Origin of the sequence: Limosilactobacillus portuensis, from assembly GCF_014838735.1 — a bacterium.
In the GTDB taxonomy this organism is placed as follows: Bacteria; Bacillota; Bacilli; order Lactobacillales; family Lactobacillaceae; genus Limosilactobacillus; species Limosilactobacillus portuensis.
The window spans coordinates 1-17,489 of record NZ_JABUXQ010000013.1; the positions used below are offsets into that span (position 1 = coordinate 1).

The 17,489-nt window shown below is 40.0% G+C and carries 12 protein-coding genes and 1 pseudogene; 1 reads left to right on the forward strand and 12 read right to left on the reverse strand.

Going from position 1 to position 17,489, the window contains the following annotated elements:
- Positions 1-549 precede the first annotated feature (549 nt).
- A complete protein-coding gene (locus HUK49_RS05490) occupies positions 550-1,776 on the reverse strand; it encodes a DUF389 domain-containing protein (protein ID WP_191912975.1) in 1,227 nt (408 codons plus the stop codon).
- A gap of 197 nt (positions 1,777-1,973) precedes the next feature.
- Between HUK49_RS05490 and HUK49_RS05495 the strand changes: the two are divergent.
- Positions 1,974-2,681 (forward strand): annotated as a pseudogene (locus HUK49_RS05495) (MFS transporter); the annotation flags it as partial.
- Positions 2,682-3,187: 506 nt separating this feature from the next.
- On the opposite strand, the gene rlmD reads toward HUK49_RS05495, so the two are convergent.
- From rlmD to HUK49_RS05550, 11 genes are all read right to left on the reverse strand, one after another.
- Positions 3,188-4,564 (reverse strand): 23S rRNA (uracil(1939)-C(5))-methyltransferase RlmD, encoded by a 1,377-nt coding sequence (rlmD, locus tag HUK49_RS05500; RefSeq protein WP_191912977.1) that lies wholly within the window; start codon positions 4,562-4,564, stop codon positions 3,188-3,190.
- Between the two features lie 97 nt (positions 4,565-4,661).
- The gene (locus tag HUK49_RS05505) at positions 4,662-5,681 is read right to left on the reverse strand and encodes a diacylglycerol kinase (protein ID WP_191912978.1); all 1,020 of its coding nucleotides are present in this window, start codon (positions 5,679-5,681) and stop codon (positions 4,662-4,664) included.
- A gap of 9 nt (positions 5,682-5,690) precedes the next feature.
- Complete coding sequence (gene gatB / locus HUK49_RS05510; protein WP_191912979.1) at positions 5,691-7,115, reverse strand: Asp-tRNA(Asn)/Glu-tRNA(Gln) amidotransferase subunit GatB; 1,425 nt, start codon at positions 7,113-7,115, stop codon at positions 5,691-5,693.
- A gap of 1 nt (position 7,116) precedes the next feature.
- The gene (gene gatA, locus HUK49_RS05515; RefSeq protein WP_191912980.1) at positions 7,117-8,589 is read right to left on the reverse strand and encodes an Asp-tRNA(Asn)/Glu-tRNA(Gln) amidotransferase subunit GatA; all 1,473 of its coding nucleotides are present in this window, start codon (positions 8,587-8,589) and stop codon (positions 7,117-7,119) included.
- Positions 8,589-8,906 carry an Asp-tRNA(Asn)/Glu-tRNA(Gln) amidotransferase subunit GatC gene (gatC, locus tag HUK49_RS05520; protein WP_003716693.1) on the reverse strand — a complete coding sequence of 106 codons (318 nt, stop codon included), beginning with the start codon at positions 8,904-8,906 and terminating at the stop codon, positions 8,589-8,591. The genes gatA and gatC overlap by 1 nt, the downstream gene beginning before the upstream one ends.
- Positions 8,907-9,299: 393 nt before the next feature.
- Complete coding sequence (locus HUK49_RS05525) at positions 9,300-10,415, reverse strand: CamS family sex pheromone protein (RefSeq protein WP_191912981.1); 1,116 nt, start codon at positions 10,413-10,415, stop codon at positions 9,300-9,302.
- Between the two features lie 3 nt (positions 10,416-10,418).
- Entirely contained in the window at positions 10,419-12,461 is a 2,043-nt protein-coding gene (ligA, locus tag HUK49_RS05530) for an NAD-dependent DNA ligase LigA (RefSeq protein ID WP_102168770.1), read from the reverse strand.
- A 19-nt stretch (positions 12,462-12,480) separates the two neighbouring features.
- Positions 12,481-14,766, reverse strand: coding sequence for a DNA helicase PcrA (gene pcrA / locus HUK49_RS05535; RefSeq protein ID WP_191912982.1), 2,286 nt, complete (start codon positions 14,764-14,766; stop codon positions 12,481-12,483).
- A gap of 128 nt (positions 14,767-14,894) precedes the next feature.
- A complete protein-coding gene (locus HUK49_RS05540) occupies positions 14,895-16,064 on the reverse strand; it encodes an ATP-grasp domain-containing protein (protein ID WP_191912983.1) in 1,170 nt (389 codons plus the stop codon).
- A 24-nt stretch (positions 16,065-16,088) separates the two neighbouring features.
- The gene (locus HUK49_RS05545) at positions 16,089-16,664 is read right to left on the reverse strand and encodes a xanthine phosphoribosyltransferase (RefSeq protein WP_102168773.1); all 576 of its coding nucleotides are present in this window, start codon (positions 16,662-16,664) and stop codon (positions 16,089-16,091) included.
- An 18-nt stretch (positions 16,665-16,682) separates the two neighbouring features.
- Complete coding sequence (locus HUK49_RS05550) at positions 16,683-17,312, reverse strand: glycoside hydrolase family 73 protein (RefSeq protein ID WP_040530818.1); 630 nt, start codon at positions 17,310-17,312, stop codon at positions 16,683-16,685.
- Positions 17,313-17,489: the final 177 nt, after the last annotated feature.

Consider the following 17,489-nt stretch of genomic DNA (forward strand, 5'->3'; position numbering starts at 1 on the left):
AATCAATTGGTATCTGAATTCACGGCCACTTAAATGTCTTAATTGGCATACACCAATCGAGATCTTCTTGCTTAATCTACGTCACTAAATTCGTTCAAGTTATTTCTTGCAATCTGCCAAACCTAATTTACAGTAAGTTCGTGTTACTTAATAGTAATGAGTAGTTAAAACATTCTTAAATTTATTAAGTATCTTTGGTTTATCAATGGTTATCCCTAATTTTTGTAAAATAAAGATTCTAACCATAAAGCCGAATATTTTTGTCATATACGTCGAGTATACAACTCTCCTGCGAATTTTCGATATGATTATAAAACAGATACGCATCGAATCGCTTTCGAGTTAAATATCACAGACTGAAAAAGGAGACAGAACTAGCTTGCTAGTTCGTTTTTCGACACGAAGCTAGCCTGTAGGGAACCCTCCGTCGAAGCGAAGCAAGTCTTTAGAAATCACAAAGAGATCGACATAGTAATTGGATTACTATTTTGTGTTTCATTACGCTTTATGACAGATATTAAGCAATAATCTTTGTTAATAGTGGCTTTTTTAGGAATCCTCTAATACATATTCAATTTTATCAATATGAGGAAAGTTCTTTTTTATTTTTATCGTCAATTGTTCCTTCTGTTCACGATTTATTTTCTTGTGAAGTTCCACAATGATGGAATGATTGTTGTTAGTGTCACTAACTGAAGTGACAGAATTAATATTATGTGATAACTTAGCAATTTTCTTGTTTTGTTTATTTTGCTTGATTAAACGCCTTTTATTCTTCTCATCTTCTGTTTGTCTTTGTCGGTTAATGATACTTGTTACCTGATTATTTAGCTGCGTCTCAGTTGCTGCATTAAGCTGCGCTACCTGGATAACATTTAATGAATAGTCTTTAAGGTTATAATTGGTTAAGCTTTTTTTGATACGTTTAATTTTTTGAGAATTTTCTTTGGAGCCAGAGATTGTCAGGTTAATAGTTTTATTTTGGTTATCAATATCTTCTTTAATAACTAGTGAATCAGCAAATTCGGACGCAACTAATTTATGGACATTATTTTCAATAATTGATTGTTGTACCATTTGTTTTGCAGAAAATATACTTGGAATAGTCAATGATAATATGGCAATTATAAAGAAAAACTCTTTTCTAGTAGGCAAACGAAAAAAGCTAGTAGAATAATTATTAGCATGGCTTAAATACCGCATAGCCTTAACTCCTAAAAATGCAGTTAAAATGATAAATACTGCATTAATTAAAAAGAGATAAGAGGCACCTAGAAAGAATGTTAAATTATGCGAAGCAATTCCATAGCCAACTGTACAAAGCGGGGGCATTAATGCCGTAGCGATAGCAACGCCTGGTACAATGTTAGTAGCTTCTTTTTTGCTAGCACCAATAATTCCTGCTACTCCTCCGAAGAATGCAATCATTACGTCCCAAATAGTTGGGCTAGTTCGAGCGATAATTTCTTTACTTGCATAAGAAATCGGTGAAAAAAAGAAATAACTGGTTGAAGCTAAAAGACTAATAATGATTTCTACGATGATTGTCGTACTACCGTTTTTAATTAATTTTATGTCGTAAATAGCCAGTCCAGTACCAATAGCTAATAAAGGAGACATAAGTGGTGAAATCAACATTGCCCCGATAATCGTTGCTGTTGAGTTCATGTCCAATCCAATACTAGCAATGAATATTGCACATGTTAGGATTACAAGATTCTCAATATTTAGTTTACTGTCATTCGTAAGCTTTTTGATAAAAGTATTGGTTAACATAATGGTCCTGCCTCCTTGTAATTTTAATTACTTATTGACTAACTGATAATAAGGTCCCGCCATTAAAAAATAGCGAGATGTATTAAGACTTGTTAGTTATGTATAGCCAACTATCTGGAAATTTTAACATATGGTACTTATTTTTGCCCATTGCGTTTTATTAAGTTGATCGAAGAAAGGAGAAGATAAAGATTACGATAATTAATCAAAACTATTCTAAAAAGAATTATAAAAGGGCACCAATAAAGAAGGTTCACTTAAAGGTACTATTAGCTATTATCCTTGGACAGATGGCGTGTGGATATGCATTAGGTATTAGTGGAACCGCCCTCAGCGAAGCCCAAAATTATATCCATATTAATGACTTTTGGGTTGGCCTAATTGGAGCTGGTAGTTTACTGGGATTGATGGGGAGTGCCATTATAGGTAGAATTGTAGACCGTATTGGTCGGCGAAAAATGCTTATGATTGATATGTATGTATTTTCTCTTTTCTCCCTTCTTCAGCTGCTAAAAATAAATCAATTGGCTTTATTTCTGATCTGCTTATTTATTGGATTAATGATTGCTATTGATTACACTGTTGGTAATTCATTGTTAGTGGAGTGGCTGCCACTCAATGAAAGTGGAAAAAAACAGAGCCAATTGATAATCTATTGGACTATTGGTTTTATCTTTTCTTACATAGCCGGAATAACAATTCATGGCTTTGGTAGCCGCAATTGGCAAATTATTTTAGCTTCATCAGCCATTTTAGGCTTAGTGACTGCTGTTTTTCGTTCGGTTGCTAAACTACCAGCCTCGCCAAGTTGGTTGGCTAGTCAAGGTAAACATAAAAAGGCCCAGAAATTAATTCAAAAACATATTGGTAAAAAATGGGGACTTCCATCGAAATTCTTAAAGGCCATTTTAAAAAACCGTAAGAGCCGGAATTTTGATTGTCATTAAGAAACCAGTAGACCTTTACCTCAAAATTCTGAAACATATTCTTATCACTTATTTTATTTTTCATGAAAGCACCTTCGTTCGTAATCATCATGTTTATTCTATATGTATTTAAAAAGAATAATTTTTGTCATATACGTCGAGTATACAACTCCCCTGCGAATTTTCGATATTCTAACCGAATTAGCATAAATTCAATATTATTTTTGTTAACTCAATCCTTAGTACAAAACTGACCGATTCGTACATACCACAAACGCTACCATATCAAGGCTCACCTCTACTTCCACTACCCTAATCGACACGACCTGCCAAACTGGACAATCGTCTACTCGACTATCGAAATAGGACATAGAACACTCGACCCGCCAGCTTCAAATAGAAGAAGTGTACTATTTCCAATAGTTCAGAAGGAAAAAAGTACACTTTCAATCATCTATAAATACCGTCAGAGCGCGGTTTATCGGCTATTTTTCTGTACGTTCAAGGACAGTAACACTCTCGACATGCGTCGTCTGAGGGAATTGATCCACTGGCTGAATTGGTTTCGTCACATGGTACCCTTGTTCAGCAAAGCGTTGAATATCACGAACCAAAGTAGCTGGATTGCAACTCACATAAATAACCTTCTCTGGTGCCATCTTACCAGTAGCCTCAATCAACGATTCAGCAAGGCCTTTGCGTGGTGGGTCAACGATCACGACATCCGGCTTCAAACCTTCTTCTTGCCATTTAGCGAATTGCTCTTCCGCCTTGCCAACAACAAATTGGGCATTCTTAATCCCGTTCCGCTTGGCATTGTGCTTGGCATCATCAATCGCTGCGGGAACAATTTCAACCCCGTAGACCTGCTTAGCATGTTTAGCAACTGCCAACGAGATCGTCCCAATTCCACAATAAGCATCAATGACTGTTTGACTGCCATCTAAACCAGCATTATCAATGGCTGTTTGGTAAAGACGTTCGGTTTGTTGCGGATTAACTTGGTAGAACGATAATGGGGAAATAGCAAAATCAATGCCAAGTAATTGATCATGAATTTCATCGGCACCCCAGAGCGTTTTATTCTTGTCACCAAGCAAACGGTTAGTCTTCTTGTCATTGATGTTTTGAACAATTGACTTTACTTCGGGTACGCTCGCTACGATGCCATCAACAATCTGTTCTGCCATCGGTAACCGCTTTGTATTGGTAACCAATACTACCATGACTTCATGACTGTAATATCCTCGGCGAATCATTACCGTCCGGATAACACCTTTACCAGTTCGTTCATCGTACGGTGTTACATGATATTTCCGTAATAAATCACGGACAACCATAATTGCCTTATCAATAGCCGGATCTTGAATATAGAAGTCTTCAATTGGCACAAGGGTATGACTTCCACGCTTATAAAAACCTGTTTCTAATTGACCACGAACCATCTTGACCGGTACCTGGGCCTTATTTCGGTAATGGTATGGTTTGTCCATCCCCATCGTTGGCAACACCTCAATTTCATCTAAGTGCGCCTTAGCTAGCAACTCAGCAATTTGGTGCTGTTTAAACTTTAATTGGGCTTCATATTTAAGGTGACCAAGTGGTGCAATTCCCGTCTGGATATACTTCTTATCCTTGACATCAACCCGGTCAGGACTCTTTGTTTGCCAGGCCATTACGCGACCCCAAGCAAAATGACTAGCAACTTTTGTAATACGGACAGTGATCTCTTCCCCAGGCAAAGCATTCGGAACGAAAACAGGAAAATCAGCAATCTTCACAACCCCATTTCCCTCGTAGGTCAAATCAACTACCTTAGCGGGGTACTCTTCGTTTTTATGTACTGGAATATTTAATTTCAACGTTATTCCTCCATTAATTTCAACGTGACAAGCTTTCCCTATTATAACAAAAGAAACGGCTAACTTCCTATTTTTAGGATGCTAGCCGTTTAACTATTTAATTTTGCTTTTCTTCATGATCCTTAATGTCATCAACACTCTTCACGAAGTCTTGTTCAACCCGCTTAAAGTCATCAGAAACCGTAATGGCATCATCAGGGATTTCATCCAGGCTAGCAACAACCTCAATGTGCTGTTTCAGGTCATGAAATTTCATTGGCGCATCGCCACCATATTCACCATCAAGATTAACCATTAAGCGATCATCCTTATTTAGTGGAATTACTTCAATATCGGTTGCCTTCTCATAGATAATTCGTGGGTCATCTAAATGCTTTCCTTGCAAGGCTTTTGCCATCAGACTCAACATATCAATCATGTTCGTCTTCTTCACGATAATCATCGTAAACTTACCGTCATCAAGAGAAGCATCGGGAACGATTTGTTCAAAACCACCAACAGAATTTGTTAGGGCAATCATAAACATCGTTGCGCTACCCCGATATTCTTTGCCATCGTACTTAATCTGCATCTCAATTGGCTTGATCCGCGGGATAAGTTCCGCACCCTTAGCAAAGTAGGCAGCGTAACCAAAGAGGGACTTCATTTGAGAAGGAACCTCGTAGGTTAACTCAGTCATCGTTCCTCCAGCGGCAATGTTCATAAGGTAGTTCTCACCGGCTTTACCAATATCGATCTTGAACTTTTTATTTTTCTTCAAAATCAGCTTAGCAGCGGCAATCGGATCATCACGGGGAATCCGTAATGCCCGCGCGTAGTCGTTCGTCGTTCCAGCAGGAATAATTGCCAAGGTTGGCCGATGCTCTAATCCGGCAATTCCGTTAATTACTTCATTAAGGGTTCCATCACCACCAGCGGCAACAATCAGGTCAAAGCCTTCCTTAGCTGCGCGAGTGGCCTCATTCTTCGCCGAATCAGGTGCTGGCGTTGTGGCAAAAGCACTAGTTTCATAACCAGCTTTTTCATAGATTGAAAGAATATCAACCAGATCGCTCCGAAACGTTTCACGACCAGAAGTAGGATTATAAATTATCCGGGCACGTTTTCGCACGGTCATCCCTCCAAACTACTTAGCGTTTAATGACTTCATCAACAACTTAGTAACAACTTGTGGGTTAGCCTTACCACGAGTTTGCTTCATAATTTGACCCATTAAGTAACCAACAGCCCGATCCTTACCGTTCTTAAAGTCTTCAATTGACTGTTCGTTGTTTGCTAAAACATCATCAACGATTGGTTGCAATTGAGCAGGGTCAGATAATTGAACTAAACCATGTTCCTTAGCGTAGGCGCTTGGTTCTTCACCATCAAGAATTCCCTTGAAGACCTTCTTTGCCATCTTGGATGAAATGGTGCCATCCTCAATCAACTTAACCATTCCGGCCAAATTAGCTGGAGTCAACTTAGTATCAGGTAAGTCGACCTGCTTATCATTTAAGTAGGAGTTCACATCATTCATTAAGTAGTTAGCAACCCGCTTAGGATCGCCGCCATCCTTAACTGCTTCTTCAAAGAAGTCAGACATTTCCTTGGTTTGGGTTAAGACCATCGCATCATAATCAGTTAAACCAAGATCCTTAACGTAGTGCGCCCGCCGTTCACCTGGCATTTCAGGCATTTCGGCTTCAATTTCGTCAATCCACTTTTGATCAACGTTTAAATCAGGAATATCTGGTTCTGGGAAGTAACGGTAGCCATCGGAACCTTCCTTAGTCCGCATTGAAATTGTTTCACCAGTGGCTTCATCATAACGCCGTGTTTCCTGAGCAATATGACCACCAGAAAGCAAGACATTTTGATGCCGCTTTTGTTCAAATTCCAATGCTTTCCGAACATAGTTAAAGGAGTTAATGTTCTTCATTTCAGTCTTAGTACCAAACTGGTCAGAGCCAACTGGACGAATAGAAATGTTAGTATCGACACGCATTGAACCTTCTTCCATCTTCACATCAGAAATCCCGGTAAACTGGATCCGTTGACGGAGAGCTTCCAAGTACGCAACCGCTTCTTCAGGTGAAGCAATATCCGGCTTAGAAACAATTTCGATTAATGGTGTTCCTTGACGGTTTAAGTCAACATATGAGTACTTGCTGGTGTGAGTGTTCTTACCAGCATCTTCTTCAATATGCATTTCTTCAATTCCGATCTTTTTCTTCTTACCATCAACTTCAATCTCGATCCAACCGTCATGAGCAATTGGTGTTTCTGATTGAGTGATCTGGTAAGCCTTTGGGTTATCTGGGTAGAAGTAGTTCTTCCGGTCAAAGTGCATGTGACGAGCAATTTGGGCATGAAGAGCCAGGCCGGCCATGATCCCGTCACGAACAACACCCTTGTTCAAGGTTGGTAAAACACCAGGGTAACCCCAGTCGATCACGTTAGTATTTCTGTTAGGCTGGTCACCATATTCTACTGGTGATGGACTGTAAATTTTTGAATTAGTCTTCAATTCGACGTGGACTTCTAGCCCAATCGTTGTTTCAAAGTTCATCTTAGTTTTGACCTCCTAACTTAGGTGCCTTCTTGTGAACATCAGTAGTTTGTTCAAAGACATAAGCAGTGTTGTAAACTGTTTGTTCATCAAATGGCTTCCCAATGATTTGTAAACCAACTGGCATGCCGTTCTTTGCTGAGAAGCCAGCTGGAACTGACATTGCGGGAAGACCTGCCATGTTAACAGGAACGGTCAAAACATCGTTCATGTACATGGTTTGCGGATCATCAATTTCGGCACCAATCTTGAATGCTGTTGAGGCACCAGTAGCACCAAGAATAACGTCATGATCCTTAAAGACATTGTCAAAGTCTTGAGCAATTAAGCGACGAACCTTAGCGGCCTTGTTGAAGTAAGCATCGTAGAACCCAGCCGAAAGTGAGAAAGTTCCCAACATAATCCGCCGTTTAACTTCTTCACCAAAACCTTCAGTCCGGGAACGAACATAAACATCTTCAATGTTCTTAACATCTTGTGCCCGAAAGCCATACCGAATCCCATCATACCGTTGAAGGTTTGATGAAGCTTCAGATGAGGCCAAAATGTAGTATGCAGGAACACCGTACTTGGTGTGTGGTAAGGAAACTTCATCAATAATGGCACCGAGTGATTCAAGGTGATCAAGGGCGTTCTTAATTACTTCATGAACATCATCATTAATTCCTTCGAAGTATTCCTTAGGAACAGCAATCCGCAAGCCCTTAACGTTAGTATCGTCGTTTAATTGAGCTGCCCAGTTAGGAACTTCCTTTAAGGATGATGTCATATCGTGTTCATCATTGCCACTAATCATTTGAGTTAACAATGCGTTATCCTTAACCGTTCGCGTCAACCAACCAACTTGGTCAAAACTTGAACCAAAGGCAATGATTCCCCAACGAGATACCCGGCCATATGTTGGCTTCATTCCAACAATTCCGTTAAATGAAGCTGGCATCCGAATGGAACCACCAGTATCAGTCCCCAATGCACCAAGGACATCCCCAGCAGCAACCGCGGCAGCAGAACCACCTGAAGAACCACCAGGAACCCGGGTAAGATCCCATGGGTTATGAGTGGTGAAGAATGCCGAATTTTCAGTTGATGAACCCATGGCGAATTCATCTAGGTTTGTCTTCCCCACATTAATAAAGCCGTTGTTATTTAACTTTTCAACAACCGTTGCATCATAAACAGGGTTAAAGTTTTCCAAGATTTTAGATGCTGCAGTGGTCTTTAATCCCTTAGTTAAGATGTTATCCTTAACTGCCAATGGGACCCCGGCAGTTAATTGGTCTTCACTGATTCCTTGTTGATCAACTTCAGCAGCCTTTTTCATTGCTGCTTCTTCGTTTAAGGTAATGAAGGCCTTTACTTGATCTTCATTTTCCTTAATGTGATCAAAGGTTTCTTTCGTTAATTCGGTTGCACTGATCTTCTTGTTTTTTAAATCATCATGCAACTGACTTAAGTCGGTTTGATAGAAATCCATTATTCGCCGTCCTCACTTTCATCGATGATTGCAGGAACTTTAATGTACCCATCATCAGTATCAGGAGCGTTATTAAGCAGTGCATCAGTCTCTTCTTTAGAGCTCTTAACTGCCTTATCCTCACGCATAACATTTTCCCGATCTGAAGCTGAAGTCATTGGTTCAACGCCCTCGGTATCAACATTAGTGAGGTCTTCAAACATATCAATAATGCTTCCTAATTGAGTGGTAAACTTGGTAAGTTCTTCATCTTTAAATTCCAACTTAGCAAGTTCAGCAACGTGTTCTACTTGTTGCTCAGTGATCTTACTGGCCATTCTCTCTACCTCTTTTCCAGTAATTATGGCTTAAATATAGTACATACATTTAATAATTTTAGCACAGAATACTAATGGTTTTAACTATTCATCCCTAAATATTCAAGGGAAAAGAAAGTGTTTCATAATTGATGAAGAAGTGAAACTTCATGTTATGAAACACTTAATTTTATTATTTAGTTAAATGTGTTCGCCGTGACCGCAACTTCCGCCTAATGCAACATAGTCGAAATTCGTTCAGCCTAAGCTCCCTCAAGCTATCTCGGCAACATAGCCGAAATGTGTTCGCCAGGGACTTGCTAGGGCTAGCAAACTCCTTCCTAGGCGTTTCCGCCTTTGTCAGGAGAAATTGCTAGCCTTCCGCAAGTCCTTTGCTGGCTCACACTCTAATTTTTAATACGAATCAAACACGTGGCTTTGGAATTTATCGGAGCCGGAATTACGGTAAACAACGGCTTGCATTTCAGAACTAGATTGAATCTTGATATCAATTGGGATTCCGCTTGGCAAGTATTTTCTTGCGGCTCGTACAATGTATTGAGTAAAGCTGGTAATTTCAGTTTGACTGTAGAACTGTGTTGTAATGGTAATATGCATTCCAATCAATGAACTACCGTTGTATTGGGCTTGAGCAGTAACCCCACTTAAGTTAGGGAAGAAACTCTGAACCTGACTCTTAAAGTTAGAGAAGCTATCGTTATCCGTTTGATCGGACTTGGTTTCTTGATCAGTTCCGTTAGCCTTTGGTAATACAGCAGTCCGGTAATCAAGCTTATGCCAACTGCTAATCTTGTTCCCATTATTCTTACTATAAGCAAAGAAGCTTCCACCAACTAAACTGTCATCTGGTGCCTGCTTATATAGAGCAATCACAATCGGAACATTCCGCAATTCTTTTTTCTTCCGCAACCGGGTTAAGACCTTTTGAGCAGCAATTTCACCCTGACGCTTAACCTCAGCATCGCTAATGTTCTTAGTATAGTTTGGTCCATCGGTCTTCTTCTGGTAATTATATTCGGAATTAATCCCAATCCCAATAGTAATACCGTGAAGTTTCATTGAATTACCGCTTTCCTGCATGTAATCCTGTTCTTCAATTTGTTGAATGTACTCTGGATTTGGATCACTCTTCTTCCCTTCAGCAGGGTTGAGGCCTTCCGGATTACTCTTACTCTTCCGTCCTAGCCAATTCTCAACTGTACTAGTATCAAGATACTGACCTTCCTGGAAGATATAATTTTTGGTTGAAAAAACCCGTTTTGATACTTGAGTTAAGCCACTTTCAAAACTTTTAAGGTTATAGGGATTACTATTTTGACTAACATTTACTCCCCGCGCTTTACTTGTCTTATAGTGACCGTCCTTAATAACTCCCTGATAAGTTCCACTTAGAGATCCAGTAGTACTATAATCTTTTGATGACTTATGACCAAATCCGCATGAAGTCAAGACAAGCGTTGACATCAAGAGAGCAATCCCAACAGTCAATTTTTTCACTTTATTCTTCAACGTTTATTGTTCCTCCTTCATTGCCTGGCTAAAGCGTTGTTCATCCCAAACATCAACTCCAAGCTCTTGAGCCTTACTGAGTTTGCTTCCTGCTTTTTCTCCGGCAATGACAATATCAGTCTTTTTCGAAACACTGCCTGTTACTTTAGCACCATGGGCCTCTAACCAGTCTTTTGCTTCTGTCCGAGTCATTTCTACTAGTTTTCCAGTTAAAACAACCCGTTTACCATTCCAGTCACTTGATTCATCGACTGAAGTAGTTGTGCCAAGATAGGTAAAGTTGAGACCGGATTGACGAAGCTCTTCAATTAATGACTGAACCTGTTCATTGGCAAAGTATGTTTCCACACTTTCACCAATTGTCGGGCCGATTCCATCAACAGCGGAAATCTCATCAGCATTAGCTTCTATTAGTCGGTCCAAATCATTAAAGTGGGCCATAATCAAACGTGCTGCTTTAGCACCAACATGACGAATACCAAGTCCGAATAAAAGGCGCTCGACAGAATTATTACGACTATTATTGATCGATGTCAATAAGTTTGTCGCTGATTTTTCACCAAATTTATCTAAAGTTAATAATTGGTCTTCAGTTAAGGCATAGAGCCCCGCAACGTCATGAATTAGCTTCTTATCCCACAGCTGTTCAATTATCTTTGGCCCGAGCCCCCCAATATCCATTGCATTTCTTGAAGCAAAGTGAGCTAATCCTTCTTTAATCTGCGCTGGGCACATTGGATTGATGCACCGGAGAGCCACCTCATCATCAAGGTGAACTAGTTCAGATCCACATGCAGGACACTTTGTCGGAATTTGGTATGGTTCACTATCAGCTGGTCGTTTACTTAGATCAACTTTAGAAATTTCGGGAATGATATCACCGGCCTTATGAAGATAAACAGTATCGCCTAATCTAACATCCTTTTCTTTTAAGTAATCGGGATTATGAAGAGAGGCGCGACTAACCGTTGTTCCAGCTAATTGAACCGGATCCATTACAGCAGTCGGCGTTACATTCCCGGTTCGCCCTACAGTCCACTCAATGTCACGGACAACTGTCGGCTGTTCTTCTGGAGGAAACTTGTAGGCAATTTCCCACCGGGGTACCTTAACGGTATTCCCAAGTGCTTCTTCAGTCTCAAGATCGTTAACTTTCTCCACAATTCCGTCAATTCCATAAGCTAGTTGATCACGTTTAGCAGTGTATTCATTAATGTAATCCTCTATTTCTTGCCGATTATGAACAACCCGGTTATGCGGATTAACTTTAAAGCCAAGTTCACGCATCTTATCTAGGGCTTCTGATTGGGTCGTAACTCCCAACTTTTGGTACTCGGGAACATAGTACATAAATGTATCTAAGTCACGTTTGGCCGTAACAGTTGGATCTAATTGTCTGAGACTTCCGGCAGCTGCATTGCGGGGATTGGCAAAAATTGGCTGCCCATCAGCCTCACGTTGAGCATTTAACTTAGCAAATGACTCCTTAGGCATATAACATTCACCACGAAATTCAACGGAGAGTGGTTCAGGAAGCTCACGCGGTACTGACTTGATCGTTTTTACGTTTTCAGTAACATCTTCCCCAATATTACCATTGCCTCGAGTCGAACCTTGAACCAGCTTCCCGTTCTCGTAAACAAGCGATAACGATAGACCATCAATTTTCAATTCAAGGTTATATTCTGGCTCAACATCAACGTCACGGTTTTCCTGCTGGCGATGGTTAAAGTCCATTAGCTCTTCAATTGAGAATACATCCCCCATTGACAACATCGGAATCTCATGACGAACCTTCGTCAGCTGACTTTCAGCTTCACCACCAACTTGCTGTGTTGGTGAATCCGGCGTTTGCAATTCGGGAAAGCGTTGTTCAATTTGAACAAGTCGTTGATATTGACGATCATAAACATAGTCTTCCACAGTAGGACTATCCTGTTCATAGTACTCTTTCCCCCATTGAGCAATTTGCTTTCGTAATGGAGCAATTTCTTTTTTTGCCTGATCCAGTGTTAATTGTGCAACCGGGATTGATTGATTATCCATTTTATTGGCCTCACTTTAATTAATCAGTAACCTTCTTAATAGGAGCAAAACTAGCTAACAGCCGCTTAACTCCCTGTTGAGGGAAGGCAATGTCAAGTTCCTTATCGTTACCGTTTCCGCTAACTTTAACAACAGTTCCTTCGCCCCACTTCTTATGGGTCACCTTATCACCAGTCTTCCAGGAAACTTGATCAGCTCCTGTTCCAGTATTAGTTACTGGCTTTACTCGCTTCCCCGCACTTCGGTATTGGCGACGTTGCTTCTGTTCTCGATAAGTAGTTGCAGTAGCAGCCTCACCACCGAATGGTAATTTTTGTCCCCCAAGACGATCAGCAGGTTGGTCATTTTCAAACTTAAGTAAGTCGGGATTAATTTCTTCTACAAACCGAGATGGCTGATTTCGCTGAATTCGTCCGTAAAGAAGTCGCGAAAAGGCATTTGTCAGGTAAAGCTTTTTCTTTGCCCGGGTAATACCAACATATGCAAGCCGTCGCTCTTCTTCCAGCTCATCATCTTCCAAAATTGCTCGGGAAAGTGGGAAAATTCCTTCTTCCATCCCCACAAGAAAGACTACCGGGAATTCCAGTCCCTTAGCAGCATGAAGAGTCATTAACGTCACTGCTGGTGCCTGTTCGTCAACGTCATCCTGATCGGAAACCAGTGCAAGATCAGCAAGGAAGTTGGTAATCTTTTGAATATTATTATCATCGTCATCCTTATGCTGTTCGTCATATTCTTGGGTAACGGATTTAAATTCATCGAGGTTTTCACGTCGAGCTTGTGCTTCAAGACTTTTATCCTGTTCAAGCGCTTTATTGTACCCACTCTTATCCAAGATTTCTTCCGTTAAATCAGTTAAGTTTAGAAATTCCGCTTGCTTAGTTAGGTTACGCATTAACTGACCAAACTCATCAATTTTAACCCGCGTCCGTGCGGAAATGTTATTGGCAATATCAACATTTTCGGCTGCTTCAAGAAGGGACCAATTATTATCATTGGCAAATTCTCGCAAATGATCAACACTGGTCATCCCAATTCCTCGCTTAGGGGTATTAACCACTCGTTCAAAACTCATTGAATCTTGAGGATTAACAATCAATGTCAAGTAAGCAAGAATATCCCTAATTTCTTTCCGGTCGTAGAATTTATGACCACCAACCATGGTATAAGGCACACTACTCTTTAAGAAAGTTTCTTCGATCATCCGTGATTGAGCGTTAGTACGATAAAGAATAGCAAAGTCGTTGTACTTGTAATTATTCTTTTCTCGCTCCTCCTTAATCTTAGAAACAATGAATTGAGCCTCGTCATGCTCATTTTGAGCTCGGTAGTAAGAAATCTGATCTCCCTTGCCATTTTCTGTCCATAAATTCTTTTTCTTTCGGTAAACATTATTATCGATCACTTCATTAGCCGCATCCAAAATTGTCTGGGTTGAACGATAATTTTGTTCCAGCATTACTGTATGTGCTTGTGGATAATCATGTTCAAAATTTAAAATATTATTCATGTTTGCACCACGCCAACCATAGATACTTTGGTCAGCATCCCCAACAACGCAAAGGTTCTTGTATCCCTGGGCAAGCATGTTAACTAATTTATACTGAGCATCATTGGTATCCTGGTATTCGTCAACATGGATGTAGTGGAACTTATCTTGATAAAATTCCAAAGTCTCTTGATCCTTTTCAAAGAGCTCAATTGTTTTCATAATCAAATCGTCAAAGTCTAAGGATTGATTAGCCTCTAGTTCCCGTTGATAGAGCTTGTATGCACGAGCAACCATATTTTCAAACATGCTATTGGCTTCTTTTGAGTAGTCATCAGGAGTTTGTAATGCATTTTTCGCGTTAGAGATTGCACTAAGGATACTTCGAGGATCGAATTTTTTGGTATCAATATTTAATTCTGCACAAATCCGTTTCATCAATGTTCGTTGTTCACTGGTGTCAGCGATCGTAAAAGCCCGGTTATAACCCAGCTTTTCAATATCGCGTCGCAGGATCCGTACACAGAGGGCGTGAAATGTGGAAACCCAGATGTCACGGGCACTTTCACCTAAAAGTTTACCAACACGTTCTTGCATTTCTCGTGCGGCCTTATTCGTAAAAGTAATCGCAAGAATGTTCCAAGGGAGCACACCCTTTTCTTCAATCAGATATGCGATTCGATGGGTTAATACCCGAGTCTTTCCTGAACCAGCTCCAGCCATTACTAAGAGTGGTCCCTCTGTTGTTAAGACTGCTTCGGTTTGCTTATCATTCATGCCGTCTAAAAGTGCTTGACTATTCACGCCTATTTCCATCCTCTCTAAATTTCAGTCGGCTCATATTATACCAAATTTTCAACTTCTTTTGGCTACTTTCGAACATATGTTGCAAAAATAAAACTGAGCCTAAGACTTTCCGTGAGCAGTCTCAGCTCAGTTTTTATTTATTTTTCTTGCTCTTCGTTATCTGACGATGAATTGGGCAATGTTTTATTCCAAACCTCAGTATCATCAACCTGATTTTGTAAAGCATTCAGGTCGGTATCGCCAGTAACCCAAACAAAGCCAAGAATTCCTGCTGGATCATCTTTATCCGTATTATTAAAGAACCGGAACTTCCAATTATTCTTAAGGAGCCACTGACGACGAATAGCAACAGCTTGGTAATTCCGAATAATCATTAATAACGCCGTCTGTAACTGTCTGATAACATGAAGCGGCATCCCAACACTTGCTCGCAACTGTTGTTCGTACTGATCCACATTTGTCGTGTTGTCATAGACATTGGCAATTGATGTTAGCCCTAATTCAATGTTCTTAACATATAGTGTTCCAGTTGAGGTCACATAAAAGTTAACCGAGAAAACACCAGTATATTGAAGTGAATCAGCAACGCTCTTAATAATACGGTGCATTTCTTGTAACATATCATCCGCAACTTCAGCAGGTGAAGCTACTGAAATTAATTGCCGGTCTTCGTTATATTCCAATTGCGCTAAGGGGAAGATTTCAACTTCGCCGTTAGCACAAGCAGCAGTTAGGGTATATTCTGCCGTGTGGTCGATCCATGATTCCAGTAAATAAGTTCCTGTATCAATAAAGTCCGCAGCTCTAGTAATGTCAGATTGACGCTTAATCATCATTGATTGTTCGCCAATTCCCCGTTGAATCGGCTTCAAAAGGGCCGGATAACCGATTGAATCGATTGATTGATAGACATCATCTAATCCGATAACGGTAACATAGGGAGCAATATTAATATTGATTTGATCCAAAAATGCGCGTTCCATTAACCGATCCTGAACAATCTCCAAGCCGTTAATTCCTTGTGGGATTGCTGCATATTGACCAAGAAAACGAATTACAGTTGAATCAATGTTCGGCGTTTGGTAAATAATAGCATCACAGGCTTCACCAAATTCGGTAAGTTTTTGCTTGTCATTATAAGCACCATCAATTGTAAAGTCTGCCATTTTAGTGATTTCTGGTTGAGAATGATCAACATAGACACCAACATTGAATCCCGCTTTTTTAGCAGCTGCAATCATAGCTACTCCATTACGGTTAATTCCAATAATCCCTAAAGTACTCCCAGGAAAAATTGTATTACTCATTTAATTCTCCTCTCCACTTCATCATTAATCTTCCATAAAGGTTACTTTACCATCTGCTAATGACTTAATCCGTGCTAGTGATTCAACGCGAATGCCCCGATCCTTTAACTCTTGCGCACCAGGTTGGAAACTCTTCTCAATAACAATTCCTGCACCAGCAACGTCAACCCCGGCTTGATCAGCAATTTCCAGCATTCCTTCGACCGCTTGACCATTAGCTAAGAAGTCGTCAATCATTAAAATCTTATCATTAGCATCGACATACTTTTTAGAAATTGAAATTCGGTTAGTAGTCTTTTTAGTATAAGAATAAACATCTGCGGTATACATATTTTGATTCAGAGTTAAACTCTTATGCTTCCGGGCGAAAATTACAGGAACTTTAAGTTCTAATCCTGTCATTACAGCAGGAGCAATCCCTGATGATTCAACCGTCCAAACCTTAGTGATTCCCTCATCTGCAAACAATTTTGCAAACTCTTGACCAACTTTAAGCATTAATTCTGGATCAACCTGATGATTAAGAAAAGCATCCACTTTCAAAACATTTCCTGGAAGAACCGTTCCGTATTGTTCAATCTTCTCTTGTAATTCTCTCATAATATAAACCCCTCTTGATTATTTATCATAATTATATAACTTATACGTTTGAATGACTGAAATAAGCTTCTTAGCATAGTCTGGATCGGTAGCGTAGCCAGATTGCTGCAGAGCTTTTGCTGCCTCTTCATAATTAGCAGCCTTAACAACTCGATCATAATTCTGCCGATTCATATCAGTTCCCTGAAGCATTAGCCGGGTATGATCCTTAATCGATTCATCCCAACTACTATAAACACGAAAACGGTCCTTAATGACAATCCATTTACCACCAGTATATTCTTTAGTTGTCATAACTTTTGAATTAGCACCAGTTCCCTTAATTCCGAAAAGATTATGATACTGAGTAGCTAATTTACTGGTACCCCAATTAGATTCAAGGATCGCCTGAGCAATCGTAATTGACGCATAAACATGATATGTGTTCTGCATTGCTTGAGCCTCTGGAGCTACCTGCTTAATAAACAACTCTTTAGCTTCACGGTCCCGTTTCAATGCAGCCTGTTCGATGCGTTGTTGGTTCCATATTCGGTAAAAGTGATGACCAACGTAGACGCCTAGGAACAATATAACAATAACCAATAGCCACACAAAAATGCTTCCCTGTGATCTTTTCTTCCTCGTTCTTCTCCGCCGCCGTTTTGCCAAAAGCTATGCCTCCCTTATTTTCACTACTAACTATTGATTGTAGCAAAATAAGTCTTGTTTGGGAGAATATTTTAGTATTTTAAATTTAAAAATAAGAAAAGGGCTGGAATTTTATCCAACCCCCGTTAGTTAATATGATTGAAATTTGCTCCTCAAAAACTCGCTAGTCTTCCGCAA

Coding starts and splice junctions, on each gene's coding strand:
- HUK49_RS05490 (WP_191912975.1), bottom strand. CDS start 1,776: ATGTTAACCAATACTTTTATCAAAAAGCTTACGAATGACAGTAAACTA.
- HUK49_RS05505 (WP_191912978.1), bottom strand. CDS start 5,681: ATGACCGTGCGAAAACGTGCCCGGATAATTTATAATCCTACTTCTGGT.
- gatB (WP_191912979.1), bottom strand. CDS start 7,115: ATGAACTTTGAAACAACGATTGGGCTAGAAGTCCACGTCGAATTGAAG.
- gatA (WP_191912980.1), bottom strand. CDS start 8,589: ATGGATTTCTATCAAACCGACTTAAGTCAGTTGCATGATGATTTAAAA.
- gatC (WP_003716693.1), bottom strand. CDS start 8,906: ATGGCCAGTAAGATCACTGAGCAACAAGTAGAACACGTTGCTGAACTT.
- ligA (WP_102168770.1), bottom strand. CDS start 12,461: ATGGATAATCAATCAATCCCGGTTGCACAATTAACACTGGATCAGGCA.
- pcrA (WP_191912982.1), bottom strand. CDS start 14,766: ATGGAAATAGGCGTGAATAGTCAAGCACTTTTAGACGGCATGAATGAT.
- HUK49_RS05540 (WP_191912983.1), bottom strand. CDS start 16,064: ATGAGTAATACAATTTTTCCTGGGAGTACTTTAGGGATTATTGGAATT.
- HUK49_RS05545 (WP_102168773.1), bottom strand. CDS start 16,664: ATGAGAGAATTACAAGAGAAGATTGAACAATACGGAACGGTTCTTCCA.